General features: G+C 60.2%; 11 protein-coding genes, 2 tRNA genes and 3 rRNA genes. 2 read left to right on the forward strand and 14 right to left on the reverse strand.

Annotated elements, in window-relative coordinates:
* Window positions 1–22: 22 nt before the first annotated feature.
* The 7 genes from murF to coq7 form a co-directional block, all read right to left on the reverse strand.
* On the reverse strand, window positions 23–1,453 hold the full coding sequence (gene murF / locus LDZ24_RS11595; protein WP_248320545.1) for a UDP-N-acetylmuramoyl-tripeptide--D-alanyl-D-alanine ligase: 1,431 nt from the start codon (window positions 1,451–1,453) through the stop codon (window positions 23–25).
* Window positions 1,450–2,991 carry a UDP-N-acetylmuramoyl-L-alanyl-D-glutamate--2,6-diaminopimelate ligase gene (locus LDZ24_RS11600; RefSeq protein WP_248320546.1) on the reverse strand — a complete coding sequence of 514 codons (1,542 nt, stop codon included), beginning with the start codon at window positions 2,989–2,991 and terminating at the stop codon, window positions 1,450–1,452. Before LDZ24_RS11600 ends, murF begins: the two co-directional genes overlap by 4 nt.
* A complete protein-coding gene (locus LDZ24_RS11605; protein WP_248320547.1) occupies window positions 2,988–4,850 on the reverse strand; it encodes a penicillin-binding protein 2 in 1,863 nt (620 codons plus the stop codon). The genes LDZ24_RS11600 and LDZ24_RS11605 overlap by 4 nt, the downstream gene beginning before the upstream one ends.
* Window positions 4,847–5,191: a cell division protein FtsL gene (gene ftsL / locus LDZ24_RS11610; RefSeq protein WP_175945199.1), complete on the reverse strand. Its 345-nt coding sequence runs from the start codon at window positions 5,189–5,191 to the stop codon at window positions 4,847–4,849. The genes LDZ24_RS11605 and ftsL overlap by 4 nt, the downstream gene beginning before the upstream one ends.
* Window positions 5,188–6,141 (reverse strand): 16S rRNA (cytosine(1402)-N(4))-methyltransferase RsmH, encoded by a 954-nt coding sequence (gene rsmH / locus LDZ24_RS11615; protein WP_244847293.1) that lies wholly within the window; start codon window positions 6,139–6,141, stop codon window positions 5,188–5,190. The genes ftsL and rsmH overlap by 4 nt, the downstream gene beginning before the upstream one ends.
* Before the next feature lie 16 nt (window positions 6,142–6,157).
* The gene (gene mraZ / locus LDZ24_RS11620; protein WP_035966891.1) at window positions 6,158–6,586 is read right to left on the reverse strand and encodes a division/cell wall cluster transcriptional repressor MraZ; all 429 of its coding nucleotides are present in this window, start codon (window positions 6,584–6,586) and stop codon (window positions 6,158–6,160) included.
* A 389-nt stretch (window positions 6,587–6,975) separates the two neighbouring features.
* Window positions 6,976–7,629 carry a 2-polyprenyl-3-methyl-6-methoxy-1,4-benzoquinone monooxygenase gene (gene coq7 / locus LDZ24_RS11625; RefSeq protein WP_248320548.1) on the reverse strand — a complete coding sequence of 218 codons (654 nt, stop codon included), beginning with the start codon at window positions 7,627–7,629 and terminating at the stop codon, window positions 6,976–6,978.
* Window positions 7,630–7,978: 349 nt separating this feature from the next.
* Between coq7 and LDZ24_RS11630 the strand changes: the two genes are divergently transcribed.
* Window positions 7,979–9,142: a porin gene (locus LDZ24_RS11630; protein WP_248320549.1), complete on the forward strand. Its 1,164-nt coding sequence runs from the start codon at window positions 7,979–7,981 to the stop codon at window positions 9,140–9,142.
* A gap of 137 nt (window positions 9,143–9,279) precedes the next feature.
* Here the strand turns inward: LDZ24_RS11630 and LDZ24_RS11635 are convergent, their stop codons facing one another.
* Complete coding sequence (locus LDZ24_RS11635) at window positions 9,280–10,953, reverse strand: long-chain fatty acid--CoA ligase (RefSeq protein ID WP_248320550.1); 1,674 nt, start codon at window positions 10,951–10,953, stop codon at window positions 9,280–9,282.
* Window positions 10,954–11,080: 127 nt separating this feature from the next.
* Window positions 11,081–13,162 carry a molybdopterin-dependent oxidoreductase gene (locus LDZ24_RS11640; protein WP_248320551.1) on the reverse strand — a complete coding sequence of 694 codons (2,082 nt, stop codon included), beginning with the start codon at window positions 13,160–13,162 and terminating at the stop codon, window positions 11,081–11,083.
* 154 nt (window positions 13,163–13,316) lie between these two features.
* Between LDZ24_RS11640 and LDZ24_RS11645 the strand changes: the two genes are divergently transcribed.
* Window positions 13,317–14,507, forward strand: coding sequence for a M20 aminoacylase family protein (locus LDZ24_RS11645; protein WP_248320552.1), 1,191 nt, complete (start codon window positions 13,317–13,319; stop codon window positions 14,505–14,507).
* Between the two features lie 95 nt (window positions 14,508–14,602).
* Here LDZ24_RS11645 and rrf read toward each other — a convergent pair.
* The 5 genes from rrf to LDZ24_RS11670 all read right to left on the reverse strand — a co-directional run bounded on the left by rrf (window position 14,603) and on the right by LDZ24_RS11670 (window position 19,857).
* Window positions 14,603–14,716 (reverse strand): 5S ribosomal RNA (gene rrf, locus LDZ24_RS11650).
* 178 nt (window positions 14,717–14,894) lie between these two features.
* Window positions 14,895–17,776, reverse strand: a 23S ribosomal RNA gene (locus LDZ24_RS11655).
* 286 nt (window positions 17,777–18,062) lie between these two features.
* Window positions 18,063–18,138: transfer RNA gene (locus LDZ24_RS11660), tRNA-Ala, on the reverse strand.
* A 44-nt stretch (window positions 18,139–18,182) separates the two neighbouring features.
* Window positions 18,183–18,259, reverse strand: a tRNA-Ile gene (locus tag LDZ24_RS11665).
* Between the two features lie 66 nt (window positions 18,260–18,325).
* Window positions 18,326–19,857, reverse strand: a 16S ribosomal RNA gene (locus tag LDZ24_RS11670).
* The 16S, 23S and 5S rRNA genes sit together here with 2 tRNA genes alongside, the layout of an rRNA operon.
* Window positions 19,858–20,052: the final 195 nt, after the last annotated feature.

Below are 20,052 nucleotides of genomic sequence, written 5' to 3' on the forward strand. Positions count from 1 at the left end.
CTGGTCCTTCTCTTTCTGTGAGTCAGTGTGCAGCGGGCGCATTGCCCGCCGCGGGTTGTTGTGGGCTCGTCAGGGCGTCGACCACGCGCTCCATCTTCATGAAGCGCGACCCTTTCGCGAGATACGTTGCGCCGGGTCCGAACCCGGCTTGCTGAAGAGCGTCGATGAGTGCGGCCACGTCGTCGAAATGAACGGCGGTCTGCTTCGACGCCGCCGCGCGGAATGCGTTCACCGAATCGCGGCTCGCTTCGCCGAGCGCGAACAACGCGTCGATGCCGCGCTCGGCCGCATACGCGCCGACTTCGCGATGAAACGCCGGCCCTTCTTCACCGACTTCGCCCATGTCGCCCATCACGAGCACGCGCGGCGCGGCCTGCGCCGCGAGCACGTCGATGGCGGCGCGCATGGAATCGGGATTGGAGTTGTACGTGTCGTCGATGATGGTCGCGCCCGCGAGCGCGCCCGTCACCGCGCGCTTCACCTGCAAGCGGCCCTTCACCGGCTGAAACGCTTCGAGCCCGCGCTTGATGACGTCCAGCGAAACGCCCGCGGCCAGCGCGGCGGCCGTGGCCGCAAGCGCATTGCGCGCGTTGTGTTCGCCGAGCACGTTAAGCGCGATGTCGACGCGGCCGTGCGGCGTGCGGACATGAACCGTCGCGCCGTCGACCGTGCCCGTGACCGCCGCGTTCGATTCGTCGTCCGTCAGCGCGAAATCCATGATTGGATTGCCGGTGGCCGCCACGCGCCAGATGCTCGCGTAGTGGTCGTCGGCGGGGAACACGGCCGTGCCCGTCTCGCCGAGCGCGTGAATGACGGACGCATGTTCGAGCGCGACGGCTTCGACCGTCGCCATGAACTCCTGATGCTCGCGCTGCGCGTTGTTCACGACGGCCACAGTCGGCGCAGCGATCTTGCCGAGCGCGTCCGTCTCGCCGGCGTGATTCATGCCCAGCTCGACCACCGCTAGCCGATGCGCCGCGCCCAGTCGAAACAGCGTGAGCGGCAGGCCGATGTCGTTGTTGAAGTTGCCCGCGGTCGCCAGACGCGCGTCTTCGCCGACTGCCGCCGCGAAGATCGACGCGATCATTTCCTTGACCGTCGTCTTGCCGTTGCTGCCGGTGACGGCCACGAGCGGCATGGTGAAGCGCTTGCGCCAGCCGTGCGCCAACGCACCGAGCGCCGCACGCGTGTCCTTTACCTTGATGACTGGCAGCGGCCAGGCATCGGAATTGCGCACATCGCGCGAGACGAGCGCGGCGGCCGCGCCACTCTTCGCCACCTGATCGAGGAAGTCATGCGCATCGAAGCGATCGCCCTTCACCGCGACGAACAGATCGCCCGCCTGCACGGCGCGGCTGTCGGTCACGACGCGTTCGATGGCGATAGCTTCGTCGCCCTGAAAGACCGCGCCGGGAATCAGCGCGGCGGCTTCGCGCAAGGTGAACATCGTCATTCGCCGCCTCCGCGTTGTTGCGTGGCGCGTGCGGCAAGCGCGAGGCGCGCGTGATCCTGATCCGAGAACGCGCGCTTTTTGCCCATGATTTCCTGCGTGGCCTCGTGTCCTTTTCCGGCGAGCAGTACGACATCTTCGCGCGCAGCCGAGCGCAGCGCCTGCAGGATGGCGCTCGCGCGATCCTCGATGCGCCGCGCTTTCGAGGCGTCCTTCATGCCGGCGGCAATCTGGTCGATGATGGCAAGCGGATCTTCGCTGCGCGGATTGTCGCTCGTGATGACGACCTGATCCGCGAGACGTTCGGCGATTTCGCCCATCAGCGGACGCTTGGTCGCGTCGCGGTCACCGCCGCAGCCGAACATGCAGACGAGCTCGCCGCCGCGCGCGGCAGCGATCGGGCGCAGCGCAGCGAGCGTTTTTTCGAGCGCGTCGGGCGTGTGCGCGTAGTCGATCACGACGAGCGGTTCATCGTTTTGCAGCCGGCCGCCGAGACGCTCCATGCGACCGTTGACCGATTCGAGCTTCGAGATGCGCGCGAGCGCGGCATCGAACGGAACGCCGACTTCCAGCAGCACGCCGAGCACCGCGAGCAGATTGCTCACGTTGAACGTGCCGAGCGTGTTCACTTCGACTTCGGCCTCGCCCCAGTCCGACGAAAGATGAAACGCGGTGCCCGTGGCGGTTGCGCGCACGCGGCTCGCGAGCAGCACGGCGTCGGCGCTCGGCGCGGCATCGGCCGGCATATCGACGGCGTACGCAATCGTGCGAACCTTGCCGCGCAGCGATTCGATGAGGCGCTGACCGGCGGCATCATCGCGATTGACGATGGCCGTTTTCAGCGACGGCCACGCGAAAAGACGCGCTTTCGCGGCTTCATAAGCCTCGAACGTGCCGTGATAGTCGAGATGATCCTGCGTGAGATTCGTGAAGATGGCGATGTCGAAGTCCGTGCCGTTCACGCGCCCCTGATGCAGCGCATGCGACGAGACTTCCATCGCGACAGCCTCCGCGCCTTGCGCCTTCAGTTGCGCGAGGCTGCGCTGAAGCTGCGGCGCATCCGGCGTGGTGAAGCCCGTCGACGCGAGCTTGCCCGGCATGCCGATGCCGAGCGTGCCGATGATCGCGCACGGCCGACCGAGCGCGGTCAGCGCGGTGGCGATCCACTGGCTGCACGATGTCTTGCCGTTGGTGCCCGTCACGCCGACGGTGAGCATCGACGCGCTCGGCTCGCCGTACCACGCGGACGCAATCGGACCCGCCAGTTCGTTGAGCGCGGGCACGGCCAACGCCTTCGACGCGTCCGGCTTGCCCGCGAAGTTCTCCGGCTGATACAGCGCGGCAGCCGCGCCCGCGCCGAGCGCCGCGTCCAGATACGGCCGGTTGTCCGCGCCATCGACGGCGTACGCCAGGAACACGTCGCCGCTTTTGAGCGAGCGCGTGTCGGCGTGCAAATGGGCCTCGGGCCGCGCATGGGCGCGCAGCCATTGAACGGCATGTGAAACGTCCTTCTGCATCTTGCTCTGACGGGGCGCGCTCATCGCACGACTCCCGGATGTGTCTTCGTGTTGCTCGACACGGCCACCTTCTTCGCCGTGTTCGCATTGTTCGAACCGTTCGCGTTCGCGGGCTGCGCGGACGCTTGCGTGGCGGAATTCGATTCGTCCGTCACGACCATTTGCTTGACCGGCATGTCCGGCGGCACGTTCAGCGCGCGCAGCGTGTCGCCGACGATGCCCGAGAACACCGGCCCCGATACCTGCCCGCCGAAGTGGCTGCCCGCCGTCGGTTCGTCGACGGATACGGCCACCACGATGCGCGGATTCGGCATCGGCGCCATGCCGACGAACGACGCGCGGTACTTCGAATGATCGTAGCCGCGGCCCGCGTGCTTGTATGCCGTGCCGCTCTTGCCGCCGACGCGATAGCCCGGCACCGCCGCATCCGGCGACGTGCCGTTTTTCGACACGACCGTCTCGAGCATGGCGCGAACCTCGCGCGCGGTGGTCGGCGAGAAGACCTGCTGACCCGCCGGCGGCTGATCGCCCGGCGTGCGGAAAATCGAGACAGGCAGAATCATGCCGTCATGCGCGATGGCGGTGTACGCGCGAGCCAGCTGGAACAGCGACGCCGACAAGCCGTAGCCATAAGACATGGTCGCCTGCTCGATGCGCCGCCAGCTCTTCCACGGCCGCAGGCGTCCGGTGACTGCGCCGGGAAAACCGACTTTCGGCGCCTGACCGAGACCCAGGCTCGTGTACATGTTCCACATTTCCTCGGGCCGCAATTGCATCGCAATTTTGGTCGCACCGATATTGCTCGACTTCTGAATCACGCCGCCGACGGTGAGCGTGCCGAAACCGGAGTCGTCCGTGATGCGCGCGCCGTCCAGCACGAACACGCCGCCGCCCGTTTCGACGAGCGTATTCGGCGTCACGCGATGCAGATCGAGCGCGAGCGAAACGGTGAACGGCTTCATGATCGAGCCCGGCTCGAAAGTGTCCGTCAGAATGCGGTTGCGCAACTGCTCGCCGGTCATGCGCGAGCGGTCGTTCGGGTTGTAGGTGGGATAGTTGACGAGCGCGAGCACTTCGCCCGTCTTCACGTCGATCACCATCGCCGCGCCGGCCTTCGCCTTCGTCTTTTCGACGGCCGCTTTCAGGTCCGTGTACGCGATGTACTGAATCTTGCTGTCGATCGAAAGCTCGACGTCCTGGCCGTTATGCGGCACGACCTGTTCGTCGACGTCCTCGACGATATGCCCCATCCGGTCCTTGATGACGCGACGCATGCCCGGCGTGCCGGCCAGCACGCTCTGGTCGCCGAGTTCGACGCCTTCCTGGCCCTTGTCTTCAATATTAGTAAAGCCGATCAGGTGCGCGGTGATTTCGCCTTCCGGATAGAAGCGCTTGTATTCGCCGCGCGAATAGATGCCCGGAATGTCGAGCGCCGCGACTTTCTGCGCGACCTCGAGCGGAACTTGACGCTTCACGTAGACGAACGTCTTGTCCATCGACAGCTTCGCGCGCAGGTCTTTCTGCGTCATGTCGAGCAGCTTCGCGAGTTCGGCGAGCTTGTCCGCGCCGAGATCGTTCGGGACGGCTTCAGGAATCGCCCAAATTGCCTTAACCGGCAGGCTCGTGGCGAGCACGAGGCCGTTTCGGTCGCGAATCTGGCCGCGAGTCGCGGGCATTTCCAGCGTGCGCTGATAGCGGCTTTCGCCCTGTTTCTTGAAGAAAGCGTTGCCCGGGCCCTGAATCCAGAAGGCGCGCGCCGCCAGCGCGACGAACGCCATGAACAACAGGAACACGACGAGCTTCGAGCGCCACATGGGCAGGCGCACGGCGAGAATCGGATTGGGCGTGTAGGCGACGTCCTTCTGCTTCGCGGATTTCTTCATCGTTTGACTCCGCGTGCGGACGGCGCCGAGGCAGGCAACGGCGGCGGCATGGGTGCTTCGGCGGCCTTCGCGGTCGCCGGGTCGTAGGTCAGGTATTGCGTGCGGCCGGTTGTCACGGGCTGCATCTTCAGTGAGTTAGTGGCCAACTGCTCGATGCGCGAAGTCTTCGACAATGCGCTCTGCTGATACTGGAACTGCGCGTAATCCTGCTGAAGCTGGCGCTCCTGCGACTGCGCCCGCTGCAATTCGATGAACACCTGCCGCTGCTTGTTCGTGGCGCTGACGACCGACAACGCGCACCCGAGCACGACGATCAGGAGAAAAATGTTGAGGCGGTTCATGGCGCGATGCGCTCCGCGATACGCATGACCGCGGACCGGGCGCGCGGGTTGTCGGCGACTTCGGCATCGCTCGGAAACACGCGGCCGACGATCCGCAGAGGCGGACTCGGCAGATCGACCGCGCGGATCGGCAAGCGACGGTCCACCGCCGGCGCGCTCGATTGCGCCTGCATGAACCGCTTGACGATCCGGTCTTCGAGCGAATGAAAGCTGATCACGACCAGCCGCCCCCCTTGCTCCAACAGCGAAAGTGCCGATTCAAGAACTACTTGCAGCTCCGCAAGCTCTTGATTGATGTGAATCCGTATAGCTTGAAAGGTGCGAGTTGCCGGGTCCTTGCCCTTTTCACGGGTCTTGACGACGTGACCCACGATTTCGGCAAGCTCGCGCGTGCTGACGAGAGGCCCAAGACGGTCGGACTCTGCCCGGCGAGCAACAAGCGCCTTTGCAATCTGAAAAGCAAACCGTTCTTCCCCATAATCTCTGATCACCTCCGTCATTTCCTGCACCGTGGCCCGCGCGAGCCACTCGGCCGCCGACTCGCCGCGCGTCGGGTCCATCCTCATGTCGAGCGGACCTTCCGCGCGGAAACTGAAACCGCGCTCGGGATCGTCCACCTGCGGCGACGACACCCCGAGGTCCAGCAACACGCCCGACACCCGTTCTATCCCGCGCTCGGTCGCCGCGCTTCGCAACGCGGCGAAGCTGTCATGCACGATCGAAAAGCGCGGATCCTGAATCTGTTGCGCCGTGGCGATGGCGAGCGGGTCCTTGTCGAACGCGATCAGCCGCCCTGCCTCGCCCAGCCGCTGCAATACCGCCCGGCTATGACCGCCGCGCCCGAAGGTGCCATCTATATAGATACCGTCGGCGCGCGTGATCAGTCCGTCTACCGCTTCCTTCAACAGCACCGTGCGATGCTGCAAGTCATTTCCCATCGCAGGTGCCATGTTTTTCAGCGCCGCGTCAGAAAGTGAAATTCTTTAGCGCGTCGGGCATGCCCTGCGCCATGGCTGCGGCTTCCTTCGCCGCGTACGTCTGCGAGTCCCATAATTCGAAGTGAGCGCCCATGCCGAGCAGCGTCACTTCTTTTTCCAGCGAAGCGGCAGCACGAAGCTCGGGCGAGACCAGCACGCGCCCGGCAGTATCGAGTTCGACATCCATTGCGTTGCCGAGGAAAATGCGCCGCCACCACATGGCTTCCATGGGAAGCGCGGCAACCTTGGCGCGAAAGACTTCCCACTCCGGGCGAGGAAACAGCAACAGGCATCCATCCGGGCTCTTCGTGAGCGTCACCCGGCCTTCTGCCTGCCCTTGCAGCGCCTCCCGATAGCGGGACGGAACCGACATCCGCCCTTTCGCATCGAGCGTCAGCGCCGACGCCCCTTGGAACACTCGCCCTTCTCCCCGTTTGTCGCTGCCTGACTGTCGATGCCCACCGAGACGCCGCGCATGCCTTGAAACTGCCGAAAAGTAGTCGCTGAATCACACAAACAACCACTTTCTCACACTGTCTCCCACTTTAGAGGAACGCATTTCCTCGGTCAAGACGCGTGGCTTTTTTTCGGGGAGCTTTTACTCGCTAGAACAAGGACTTAGCGAAGGGACTTATTGCCGACAGGAAGGGGAAAATCGTTTGAAATTAGAGAACTAGTGAGGGAAGCGAACGTAAAGTATGAACATCTGCGCCGCAGACGCGTGAAATGTAACGGTTTCCGCGAGCGCTCCGGGCGCTCGACGGATTCCATTGTTCATACAAACAACTGGCGGCGGCACTTGGACGCCTATACGTAGTAGGCGGTGCGCGTCATCACCTTCGCCGCCGCTCGCATCATGAGACGTACAGGAAACGGCATCTCCAATCCACCCGCGCCGATGGCGGCGGCGGCGTGCGCGCTTTCGTCCTGGCGCATCTGTTCAACGATCGCGCGAGAAGCGTAGTCGGTGGCAGGCAGCGTTTTCATGTGGCCGTCGAGATGCTGCTCGACCTGGCGTTCAGTTTCCGCCATGAAGCCTAGGCTCGCGCGGTCGCCAAAACGGCCCGCGACGAAACCGATGGCGAGCGCGCCCGCATACCACAGCGGATTCAGAAGGCTCGGGCGCGAGTCGAGGTCTTTGAGACGCTGCGACGTCCATGCGAGGTGATCCTCCTCTTCGCGGGCGGCCTGCTCGAAGCTCGCCTTCAGGCCCGGTGATTGAGTCGCGAGCTTCTGCGCCTGATAAAGCGCCTGCGCGCAGACTTCGCCGACATGGTTCACGCGCATCAGACCGGCTGAATGAGCCTTCTCCTCGTCAGTGAGCTGCGGCGCGTCAGCGATCATGCCGCCCTCCACGAGAACCGGCATGTTCGATTGCGGCACAGGCCGCGACATGCGGCTTACTCCGGTCATGGAACGCAGGCCGCGATCGAACTCGCCAATGATTTCATCGAGCGTCATGTTCTCACCTCGTTGTTGATGTCATCGTTTCGCGCAATGTCGCACGGGACGATTAGCAATCCCTATTCTCCCGGTCAGACATGCGAAAACGGCCGTCGACGAGCGCCATTTTTTGTAATTAGGGCAAACACGACTCGCAAAACTGCTGCAAAACCAGGATTTTAGCGCATGTTGCGTAAACGTCACACGTAGCCGCGGGCGCGGTCCCTTTTCCTTTGTGCGAAAAGTCGTGTTTGTTACATTACGTGTCACTTCGCAAAGAAGACCCCGGCAGGGACCGTCAACACACTGGCGCTAGAACAGTGACCTTGCCAAACAAGTCGCAAAACACTCCTTGGAGATCTACACAATGAAAAAGTCGCTTCTCGCTCTTGCAGCATTGGGCGTCTTCGCTGGCGCCGCACATGCGCAGAGCAGCGTGACGCTGTACGGCATCATCGACGCAGGTTTCGCCTATTCCAATAACGTCAACGGTCAGAAGCTGTACTCCATGAGCAGCGGCAACGTGCAGGGCAGCCGTTGGGGCCTGCGTGGCACGGAAGATCTGGGCGGCGGTCTGAAGGCCCTGTTCGTGTTGGAGAACGGCTTCAACGTGTTCAACGGCCGTCTCGGTCAAGGCGGCTCGGAGTTCGGCCGTCAGGCGTATGTCGGTCTGTCGACGGCGCAATTCGGCACGGTCACGCTGGGTCGCCAGTATGACTCCGTGGTCGACTTCACCGGCGCGTTCGAAGTCGGCAGCCAGTGGGCGACGTACTACGGCGCGCACCCGGGCGACCTCGACAACATGAACAACTCGAATCGCGTGAACAACGCGATCAAGTTCACGAGCGCCAACTACGCAGGTTTCTCGTTCGGCGGTCTGTATAGCCTCGGCGGCAACGCTGGCCAGTTCAACCGCAACCAGATTTGGTCGGTCGGCCTTGGCTACTCGCAAGGTCCGCTGCAATTGGGCGCGGGCTACCTGAACGTCAAGGACCCGAACTACTCGTTCTTCGGCAACACGCCGGCGTCGAGCACGACGGGCTCGAACATGGCCGGCAGCCGCGTGTATTCGGGCTACGCTTCGGCTCATACGCAGCAAGTGATCTCGGCAGGCGCGGCGTACACGTTCGGCGCGGCGACGGTCGGCGCGACGTATAGCAACACGCAATTCAAGGATGTCGGCACGGAAGCAGGCACCGGTCTGAACCCGGCTGGATACACGGGCGGCACGGGCAAGTTCCACAACGCCGAAATCAACTTCAAGTATCAGTTGACCCCGGCCCTGCTGGTTGGCGCTGCCTACGACTACACGAAGGGTTACGGCCTGGGCAATGCGAAGTACCACCAAGGCATGCTTGGCGCGGACTACTTCCTGTCGAAGCGCACGGACGTGTATATCGACGGCGTGTATCAACACGCTTCGGGCACGGACTCGACGCGTGGCGCCGCAGTCGCCAACATCAACGGCCTGTCCCCGTCGTCGACGTCGAACCAGGTCGCAGCGCTGGTCGGTATCCGCCACAAGTTCTAAGAAGCTCGTAATAAAGCGGGATCTGTTGAAAGGCGCCTTCGGGCGCCTTTTTTTGTCTCAACCTCCCGCCACGCGCCATGAAAAAAGCCCTCGCGTCTTGCGACGCGAAGGCTTCGATAGATGCGAGCGAGATCCGCTCAGACCGTACCGTCGCGCAACTCGCGGCGAAGAATCTTGCCGACATTGCTCTTCGGCAAGTCCTTGCGAAACTCGATGATGCGCGGCCGCTTATAGCCCGTCAGCCGTTCCTTGCAGAACGCGATCACGTCCGCTTCGGTCAGGTTGTCGTCCTTACGCACGATGAAGAGCTTCACCGCCTCGCCCGAATTCTGATCCTTCACGCCGACCGCAGCCACTTCGAACACGCCCGGCAACATCGCCACGACATCCTCGATTTCGTTCGGATACACGTTGAAGCCCGAGACGAGAATCATGTCCTTCTTGCGATCGACAATCTTCACATAACCGCGCTCGTCGAACACGCCGACATCGCCTGAGCGGAAGAAACCATCGGGCGTCATCACCTTCGCCGTTTCGTCCGGGCGATTCCAGTAGCCGGCCATCACCTGCGGTCCCTTGATGCAGATCTCGCCGGCCTGCCCGAGCGGCACTTCGTTGTTGTCGTCGTCGCGGATGGAGACTTCGGTCGATGGCAACGGCAAGCCGATGGTGCCGGTGTACTCGGTGGCCGTCACCGGGTTGCACGTGACGCAGGGTGAAGTCTCCGACAGCCCGTAGCCTTCGACGATCGGCACGCCGGTCACCGCGAACCAGCGCTTTGCGACCGCCTCCTGGACCGCCATGCCGCCGCCGTTCGCCGCGATGAGCTTGGAAAAATCCAGCTTCGAGAAATCGGGATGATTCAGCAACGCGTTATAGAGCGTGTTCACCGCCGGAAACGTGTTGATGGGAATGCCCTTCAGTTCCTTGATGGTGCCCGCGATATCGCGCGGATTCGGAATCAGCACGCCGAGCCCGCCCGTGCGGATGGTGAGCATGCCGCACACCGTCAACGCGAAGATGTGATACAGCGGGAGCGCGACGACGCACACGAACTGGTCGATGTCGGGCCGCTGTCTGCGCGCCGGCTCCAGCCACACTTCGGATTGCAGCACATTGGCAATCAGATTCCGATGTGTCAGCGTCGCGCCCTTCGCCACGCCGGTGGTGCCGCCGGTGTATTGAAGGAACGCGACGTCGTCCGGTGTCTGCGCGACCGGCTCCAGCGCGTGGCGGCTGCCTTCGCTGATCGCATCGTTGAAGCGAATGCTGCCCGGCAAGTTGAACGCAGGCACCATCTTCTTCACTTTTCGGACGACGAAATTGACCAGCAGGCCCTTCATGCCCATCAGGTCGCCCATTGCCGCGACGACGACATGCTTGATCGCCGTGTTCTTGATCACGGCCTCGAGCGTGGTCGCAAAATTCTCGAGAATGACGATGGCTTCCGCGCCGCTGTCGCGAAGCTGATGTTCCAGCTCGCGCGGCGTGTAGAGCGGGTTCACGTTCACGACGATATAGCCCGCGCGCAGCACGGCCGCGATGGCGATCGGGTATTGCAGGACGTTCGGCATCATCAGCGCGACGCGCGCGCCGCGCTTCAAGCCCTTGTGCTGCAGCCATGCAGCGAGCTTTTTCGACATGTCGTCGAGCTCGCCATAGGTGATCGCCTGCCCCATGCAGAGGAAGGCGCGACGGTCGCGGTTGTTGCGAAAACTGTCTTCAAGCAACTGCGAGACCGACCGGTACGCCGACACGTCGATCTCCGCAGGTACGCCGGCCGGATACGATTTCAGCCAGATTTTCTCCATACGGCGTCTCCTTATTTAATTTTCGAATGGTCGTGCGAAAACAGGATGCTAGCCGCTCCGTTCCGTTCCGACAATCCGGTTAGACGCCGCATTCCAGACCACTTCGGGTCGGGTCTTTCCATACTTCTCAATGCACTGACTCCACTTCCACCAGGCAATCGTAGAACGTCGCCGATCCCCCCAGATCGGTCAAAGCCTGGCTCGTTACTTGATTGGCGTTGCAGCCATCGGGGGACAACTTCTTCCACCAGATCGACAAGCCGACGACCACGCCTTCGCGCGCCCGATCGGTGACACGCGCACGCGCCTGCATCGACCCACGATCGTTGAAGATCCGCACCTGCGCGCCGTCCGCGATACCGCGTGCGTCGGCGTCCGCCGGGTGAATGTCGAGATGCGGCTCCGCCTCGGTCGCGCGCAGACTCTCGATGTTCACGAAGCTGCTGTTCAGGAAGTTGCGCGCGGGCGGCGAGATCATCGCGAGCGGATAGCGCGCGGCGAGTTCCGGCGCCGCTTCCGCCGACTCGTACGGCGGAAGGTAGTCCGGCAGCGGGTCGAGACCTTCGCGTGAGAGACGTTCGCTGAAGAATTCGCACTTTCCTGATGGCGTGCGAAATCCTCCCTGCGCGAGCGGCGCGTCGGGAATGTCGAGTTCGAGCCAGCGCGACGCCTTTAGTGCCTCCCATCCGCGACCGTTCAGCGTGGGGTCGTCCCAGCGAAAGGCTTTCGACGCAATCTGCTCGTCCGTTTCGAAGAGGGCAGGCTCGGTGAGCTGCATCGCGCGGGCAAGGCCGCGGAAGAAATCGGTGTTCGGACGCGACTCGCCCACCGGCGGTATGGCCGGCAGGTTCGCCATGATGTGCGTGTGACCGTACGACTTGTGGACGTCCAGGTGCTCGAGCTGCGTGGTCGCCGGAAAGATAAGGTCGGCGTAGTCGGCGGTATCGGTCTGAAAGTGCTCCAGCACGATGGTGAACAAGTCCTCACGCGCGAAGCCAGCCGCAACTTTCGCCGAGTCCGGCGCAACCGCGACCGGGTTCGAGTTGTAGACGATCAAGGCTTCGATTTTGGGCCCGAACGCGGCATCGCCCGGATGAAGCAAGGCGTCGCCGATTGCGTTCATATTGATGCTACGCGGCAGCTTGTGCGGCCAGCCCGGCAGCAAGTCCGGGCGTTCGAGCGCGGCATTGTCGACCGGTGCCCAGCCCGACGACGACAACAATAGACCGCCCGACCGCTCGCGCCACGCGCCCGTCAGCGACGGCAGACACGCGACGGCGCGCACCGCGTTTCCACCGCCGCGCACACGTTGCATGCCGTAGTTCAGGCGGATGGCGGCTTTCTTGGTCGAGCCGAATGCGCGCGCCAGATCGACGACGGTCTGTTCCTCGATGCCGCAAATCGTCGCCACGCGCGACGGCGGATACTGCGCGGCCCGCGCCGCGAGTGCGTCGAAACCGACGGTGTGATCTGCGATGTACGCGTGATCCACCAGGTTTTCGCGGATCAGCACGTGGATCATGCCGAGCGCGAGCGCGGCATCCGTGCCGGGCCGCAGCGCGATGTGCTGATGACATTTCTCGGCGGTCAGCGACCGGTACGGATCGATTGCGATCAATTTGGCGCCGCGCCGCTTCGCCTCCTGCGCGCGCGTCCAGAAGTGCAGGCTCGACGCGATCGGGTTCGAACCCCAGATCAGAATCAGCTCGCTTTCCTCGAAGAACTCGACGTGCATGCCGATGCCCGCGCCATACGTATAGCGCAGCCCCGCCGCACCGGCTGCCGCGCAAATCGTGCGATCGAGTCGTGACGCGCCGAGCACATTGAAAAGACGCGCGGCAATGCTTTCGCCCTGGACGAGACCCATCGTTCCGGCGTAGCTGTACGGAAGGATCGCTTCCGGCGCACGGCGCGCGATCGGACCGAGGCGCTCGGCGGCTATTCGCAGCCCAGCGTCCCAACTGATCCGTTCGAAACGATTGGAGCCCTTCGGCCCGACACGAATCAGCGGCGTGAGCAGGCGGTCCTTGTGATGCGTCCGCTCGGCGTATCGCGTGACTTTCGTGCAGAGCACGCCTTGCGTCGGCGGATGATCCGGATCGCCACTGACCTTCACTGCTTTGCCATTCTCTACGGTCACGCGCATCGCGCAGGTGTCGGGGCAATCGTGCGGGCAAACGGCTCGGGCAAACTCGGCTGGGGCGTTCATCGGATAGTCCGGTCAATCGGCAAGGGCGGCAGATGCCAGAATTCTATTACGCCGGCTATGCGACCGTCCGTCCGATGACTCAAATAGTGGCGGCGTAGAATGAACCAGAGCTGCATCACACGGTTGGTCCGAATTCAAACAAGCGAGCGGTTCAATGAATCTGATTCCGGAAATCGAAGCATCTCACGATGAAATCCAGGCTCTCCGACGAACGATCCACGCTCATCCCGAACTGCGCTATGAAGAGGTAGGGACTGCAAAACTGGTGGCGGAGAATCTCGAACGCTGGGGGATCGAGGTCCATCGAGGATTGGGGAAGACAGGCGTCGTTGGCGTTTTGAAGCGTGGGACGGGCGGTGCGTCTATCGGGCTGCGCGCAGACATGGACGCCTTGCCGATTCAGGAAACCAACAGCTTCGGCCATAAGTCGACTCACGCCGGACGCATGCACGCGTGCGGTCACGACGGGCACACGGCCATGTTGCTTGGCGCGGCCAAGTATCTCGCGGAACACGGAAGGTTCGACGGAACGGTCGTTTTCATCTTTCAACCGGCCGAAGAAGGCGGCGCCGGCGCGAAGGCCATGATCGACGATGGACTTTTCACCCGCTTCCCCGTCGACGCCGTTTTCGGCATACACAACTGGCCTGGCATTCCGGCAGGGCACTTCGGCGTGACGGAAGGGCCGATCATGGCGTCGAGCAATGCGTTTCGTATCAACGTCCGCGGAGTTGGGTCGCACGCCGCTTTGCCGCATAACGGACGGGATCCCGTCTTCAGCGCGGTTCAAATCGCCAATGCGCTGCAGAGCATCATCACGCGCAACAAGAAGCCGCTCGATACGGCCGTGCTGTCGATCACGCAAATTCATGCGGGCGATGCGGTCAACGTGGTGCCCGATCACGCGTGGCTGGGCGGGACGGTGCGTACTTTCTCCGTGGAAACGCTCGACCTGATCGAAGCGCGTATGCGGAAAATCGCTGAATCGACCGCTTCAGCTTACGACTGCGAAGTCGAAGTCTGCTTCCATCGAAACTATCCGCCGACGATTAACGATCCCGCGCAGACGAAGCTTGCAGCCGAGGTAATGGCCGAAGTGGTCGGCGAGCAGAACGTCGATTCTTCCGTCGAACCGACGATGGGCGCTGAAGACTTCTCCTTCATGCTGCTCGAGAAGCCCGGCTGCTACGCGTTTCTGGGTAATGGAGATGGAGGGCATCGCGAGCATGGACACGGTGAAGGCCCGTGCATGCTGCACAACGCGAGCTACGACTTCAACGACGCGTTACTGTCTGTCGGCTCGTCGTATTGGGTTAGGCTCGCTGAGCGGTTTTTAGCCCGATGATTTAGGGGCGCAGCCGAGCGACGTGACGCTTTGAGTCGCCCAAATGCAAAAACCCCACCTTTGAGGGGTGGGGTTTTTGTTTGTGGCAAGGAGGAGCCTGACGATTACCTACTTTCACACGGGCAATCCGCACTATCATCGGCGTGGAGTCGTTTCACGGTCCTGTTCGGGATGGGAAGGGGTGGGACCGACTCGCTATGGTCATCAGGCTTTAAGGGGATGTTGTATCGCCATTGGGGGCGCTACAACCAATCGGGGAAGAAGTAGTAGTGAATTCGGGTGGCGATTGTCGCACACGCTGTGACTCGACCAGTGGCGCCCTCTTCGAGGGTGGGGTCCAAGTAAGCGCTGAAGCGCTAACTTTGACCGACAAAACACACTGGTTATAGGATCAAGCCTTACGGGCAATTAGTATCAGTTAGCTCAATGCATTACTGCACTTACACACCTGACCTATCAACGTCCTGGTCTGGAACGACCCTTCAAGGGGCTCGAAGCCCCGGGGATATCTCATCTTAAGGCGAGTTTCCCGCTTAGATGCTTTCAGCGGTTATCTCTTCCGAACATAGCTACCCGGCGATGCCACTGGCGTGACAACCGGTACACCAGAGGTTCGTCCACTCCGGTCCTCTCGTACTAGGAGCAGCCCCCTTCAAATATCCAACGCCCACGGCAGATAGGGACCAAACTGTCTCACGACGTTTTAAACCCAGCTCACGTACCTCTTTAAATGGCGAACAGCCATACCCTTGGGACCGGCTACAGCCCCAGGATGAGATGAGCCGACATCGAGGTGCCAAACACCGCCGTCGATATGAACTCTTGGGCGGTATCAGCCTGTTATCCCCAGAGTACCTTTTATCCGTTGAGCGATGGCCCTTCCATACAGAACCACCGGATCACTATGACCTGCTTTCGCACCTGCTCGACTTGTCGGTCTCGCAGTTAAGCACGCTTATGCCATTGCACTATCAGCACGATTTCCGACCGTACCTAGCGTACCTTCGTACTCCTCCGTTACGCTTTGGGAGGAGACCGCCCCAGTCAAACTGCCTACCATGCACTGTCCCCGATCCGGATCACGGACCAAGGTTAGAACCTCAAACAAACCAGGGTGGTATTTCAAGGACGGCTCCACCGAAACTGGCGTTCCGGTTTCATAGCCTCCCACCTATCCTACACAGATCGGTTCAAAGTCCAATGCAAAGCTACAGTAAAGGTTCATGGGGTCTTTCCGTCTAGCCGCGGGGAGATTGCATCATCACAAACACTTCAACTTCGCTGAGTCTCGGGAGGAGACAGTGTGGCCATCGTTACGCCATTCGTGCAGGTCGGAACTTACCCGACAAGGAATTTCGCTACCTTAGGACCGTTATAGTTACGGCCGCCGTTTACCGGGACTTCAATCAAGAGCTTGCACCCCATCATTTAATCTTCCGGCACCGGGCAGGCGTCACACCCTATACGTCCACTTTCGTGTTTGCAGAGTGCTGTGTTTTTATTAAACAGTCGCAGCCACCAGTTTATTGCAACCCTTTCACCCTCCTGGCGCAGGCCAGTCAAGCTACCAGGGCGTACCTTATCCCGAAGTTACGGTACCAATTTGCCGAGTTCCTTCTCCCGAGTTCTCTCAAGCGCCTTAGAATACTCATCTCGCCCACCTGTGTCGGTTTGCGGTACGGTCATCGTTAGACTGAAGCTTAGAGGCTTTTCTTGGAACCACTTCCAATTGCTTCGTGACCGAAGTCACTCGCGCCACACCCTTGAATTACGTGCCCGGATTTGCCTAAGCACCTTCTCCAATGCAGCGACCGGGACGTCCAACACCCGGACAACCTTCCGCGATCCGTCCCCCCATCGCATCTAACAATGGTGCAGGAATATTGACCTGCTTCCCATCAGCTACGCATTTCTGCCTCGCCTTAGGGGCCGACTCACCCTACGCCGATGAACGTTGCGTAGGAAACCTTGGGCTTACGGCGAGGGGGCTTTTCACCCCCTTTATCGCTACTCATGTCAGCATTCGCACTTCCGATACCTCCAGCACGCTTTTCAACGCACCTTCGCAGGCTTACGGAACGCTCTCCTACCATGCGAGTAAAACTCGCATCCGCAGCTTCGGTGACTGGCTTGAGCCCCGTTACATCTTCCGCGCAGGACGACTCGATCAGTGAGCTATTACGCTTTCTTTAAAGGGTGGCTGCTTCTAAGCCAACCTCCTGACTGTTTTAGCCTTCCCACTTCGTTTCCCACTTAGCCAATCTTTGGGACCTTAGCTGGCGGTCTGGGTTGTTTCCCTCTTGACACCGGACGTTAGCACCCGATGTCTGTCTCCCGTGATTGCACTCTTCGGTATTCGGAGTTTGCTATGGCGTAGTAATCCGCAATGGACCCCACAACCATGACAGTGCTCTACCCCCGAAGGTGATACACGAGGCACTACCTAAATAGTTTTCGGAGAGAACCAGCTATTTCCAAGTTTGTTTAGCCTTTCACCCCTATCCACAGCTCATCCCCTAACTTTTCAACGTTAGTGGGTTCGGTCCTCCAGTACGTGTTACCGCACCTTCAACCTGGCCATGGATAGATCACTTGGTTTCGGGTCTACGCCCAGCAACTGATCGCCCTATTCGGACTCGCTTTCGCTACGCCTGCCTTAATCAGTTAAGCTCGCTACTGAACGTAAGTCGCTGACCCATTATACAAAAGGTACGCCGTCACCCGTTTCCAGGCTCCGACTGTTTGTATGCATGCGGTTTCAGGATCTATTTCACTCCCCTCCCGGGGTTCTTTTCGCCTTTCCCTCACGGTACTGGTTCACTATCGGTCGATCACGAGTATTTAGCCTTGGAGGATGGTCCCCCCATCTTCAGACAGGATTTCACGTGTCCCGCCCTACTTGTCGTACCCCTAGTTCTTTCATACTGTTTTCGCTTACAGGGCTATCACCTGCTATGGCCGCACTTTCCAGAGCGTTCAGCTAACAATACAAATAAAGAGTACAGGCTCTTCCCATTTCGCTCGCCACTACTTTGGGAATCTCGGTTGATTTCTTTTCCTGCGGTTACTTAGATGTTTCAGTTCACCGCGTTCGCTTCGCATAGCCTATGTATTCAGCTATGGATACTCCATACGGAGTGGGTTTCCCCATTCGGACATCTTCGGATCAATGCTCGTTTGCCAGCTCCCCGAAGCTTTTCGCAGGCTACCGCGTCCTTCATCGCCTGTGATCGCCAAGGCATCCACCACATGCACTTGTTCGCTTGACCCTATAACGAGTGTGTCTCGCGACACCTCTGTCATAGGCTGAGTATTCGCGTTGTGCCGTATTCCAAGTCATCAATTAAGATCACTTTTCATACTCGATACAATCACTACCCTGACTACCCTACTCGCACCCATCTCTAAGTGCTTTCAGATAATCTCTTTACTACTTCTTCCTGATTGTTAAAGAACGTTTAGCCGATAGGTGTCTTGCAATACCCACAGCATCAACTGGCTAGCAATCGCCAATGCAAAAAACTTCGCGATGAAGCGTTTTGCATTGAAGATTGATGGTGGAGGATGACGGGATCGAACCGACGACCCCCTGCTTGCAAAGCAGGTGCTCTCCCAGCTGAGCTAATCCCCCGTGTGCCTGACTCGAGTTCGAAGCTCGGTCAGCACTTGTTAGGGTGGTGGGTCTGGTTGGATTCGAACCAACGACCCCCGCCTTATCAAGACGGTGCTCTAACCGACTGAGCTACAGACCCTTAGCCTGTTTCTAAACCACAGCCGATAAGCGTGAGCGCTTCAATGCTTCGTGCATCAAGCTCGAGAAAGGAGGTGATCCAGCCGCACCTTCCGATACGGCTACCTTGTTACGACTTCACCCCAGTCATGAATCCTACCGTGGTGACCGTCCTCCTTGCGGTTAGACTAGCCACTTCTGGTAAAACCCACTCCCATGGTGTGACGGGCGGTGTGTACAAGACCCGGGAACGTATTCACCGCGGCATGCTGATCCGCGATTACTAGCGATTCCAGCTTCACGCAGTCGAGTTGCAGACTGCGATCCGGACTACGATCGGTTTTCTGGGATTGGCTCCACCTCGCGGCTTGGCAACCCTCTGTTCCGACCATTGTATGACGTGTGAAGCCCTACCCATAAGGGCCATGAGGACTTGACGTCATCCCCACCTTCCTCCGGTTTGTCACCGGCAGTCTCCTTAGAGTGCTCTTGCGTAGCAACTAAGGACAAGGGTTGCGCTCGTTGCGGGACTTAACCCAACATCTCACGACACGAGCTGACGACAGCCATGCAGCACCTGTGCGCCGGTTCTCTTTCGAGCACGTCCACCTCTCAGCAGACTTCCGACCATGTCAAGGGTAGGTAAGGTTTTTCGCGTTGCATCGAATTAATCCACATCATCCACCGCTTGTGCGGGTCCCCGTCAATTCCTTTGAGTTTTAATCTTGCGACCGTACTCCCCAGGCGGTCAACTTCACGCGTTAGCTACGTTACTAAGGAAATGAATCCCCAACAACTAGTTGACATCGTTTAGGGCGTGGACTACCAGGGTATCTAATCCTGTTTGCTCCCCACGCTTTCGTGCATGAGCGTCAGTGTTGGCCCAGGAGGCTGCCTTCGCCATCGGTATTCCTCCACATCTCTACGCATTTCACTGCTACACGTGGAATTCTACCTCCCTCTGCCACACTCAAAGCCTGCCAGTCACCAATGCAGTTCCCAGGTTAAGCCCGGGGATTTCACATCGGTCTTAACAGACCGCCTGCGCACGCTTTACGCCCAGTAATTCCGATTAACGCTCGCACCCTACGTATTACCGCGGCTGCTGGCACGTAGTTAGCCGGTGCTTATTCTTCCGGTACCGTCATCCTCCAGCCATATTAGGGCCGAAGTTTTCTTTCCGGACAAAAGTGCTTTACAACCCGAAGGCCTTCTTCACACACGCGGCATTGCTGGATCAGGGTTGCCCCCATTGTCCAAAATTCCCCACTGCTGCCTCCCGTAGGAGTCTGGGCCGTGTCTCAGTCCCAGTGTGGCTGGTCGTCCTCTCAGACCAGCTACAGATCGTCGCCTTGGTAGGCCTTTACCCCACCAACTAGCTAATCTGCCATCGGCCGCCCCTACAGCGCGAGGTCCGAAGATCCCCCGCTTTCCTCCGTAGATCGTATGCGGTATTAATCCGGCTTTCGCCGGGCTATCCCCCACTACAGGACACGTTCCGATGTATTACTCACCCGTTCGCCACTCGCCGCCAGGCCGAAGCCCGCGCTGCCGTCCGACTTGCATGTGTAAGGCATGCCGCCAGCGTTCAATCTGAGCCAGGATCAAACTCTTCAGTTCAATACCTGTTACTGTTTTCGGTTTCTAAGAAACCGGTCGCTCACTCAACGTACTGACGATGATTAATCCGTCTCTCGACAGACAAACCTTCCTCTGATACTTCGTGTGAGACTCTTGATACTTTTGCTTGACCAATTCCGTAGAACCGGCCGCACTTACCATCAAGCGCCCACACTTATCGGCTGTTAGTTTTTA

Origin of the sequence: Caballeronia sp. Sq4a (assembly GCF_023170545.1) — a bacterium.
Lineage (GTDB): Bacteria > Pseudomonadota > Gammaproteobacteria > Burkholderiales > Burkholderiaceae > Caballeronia.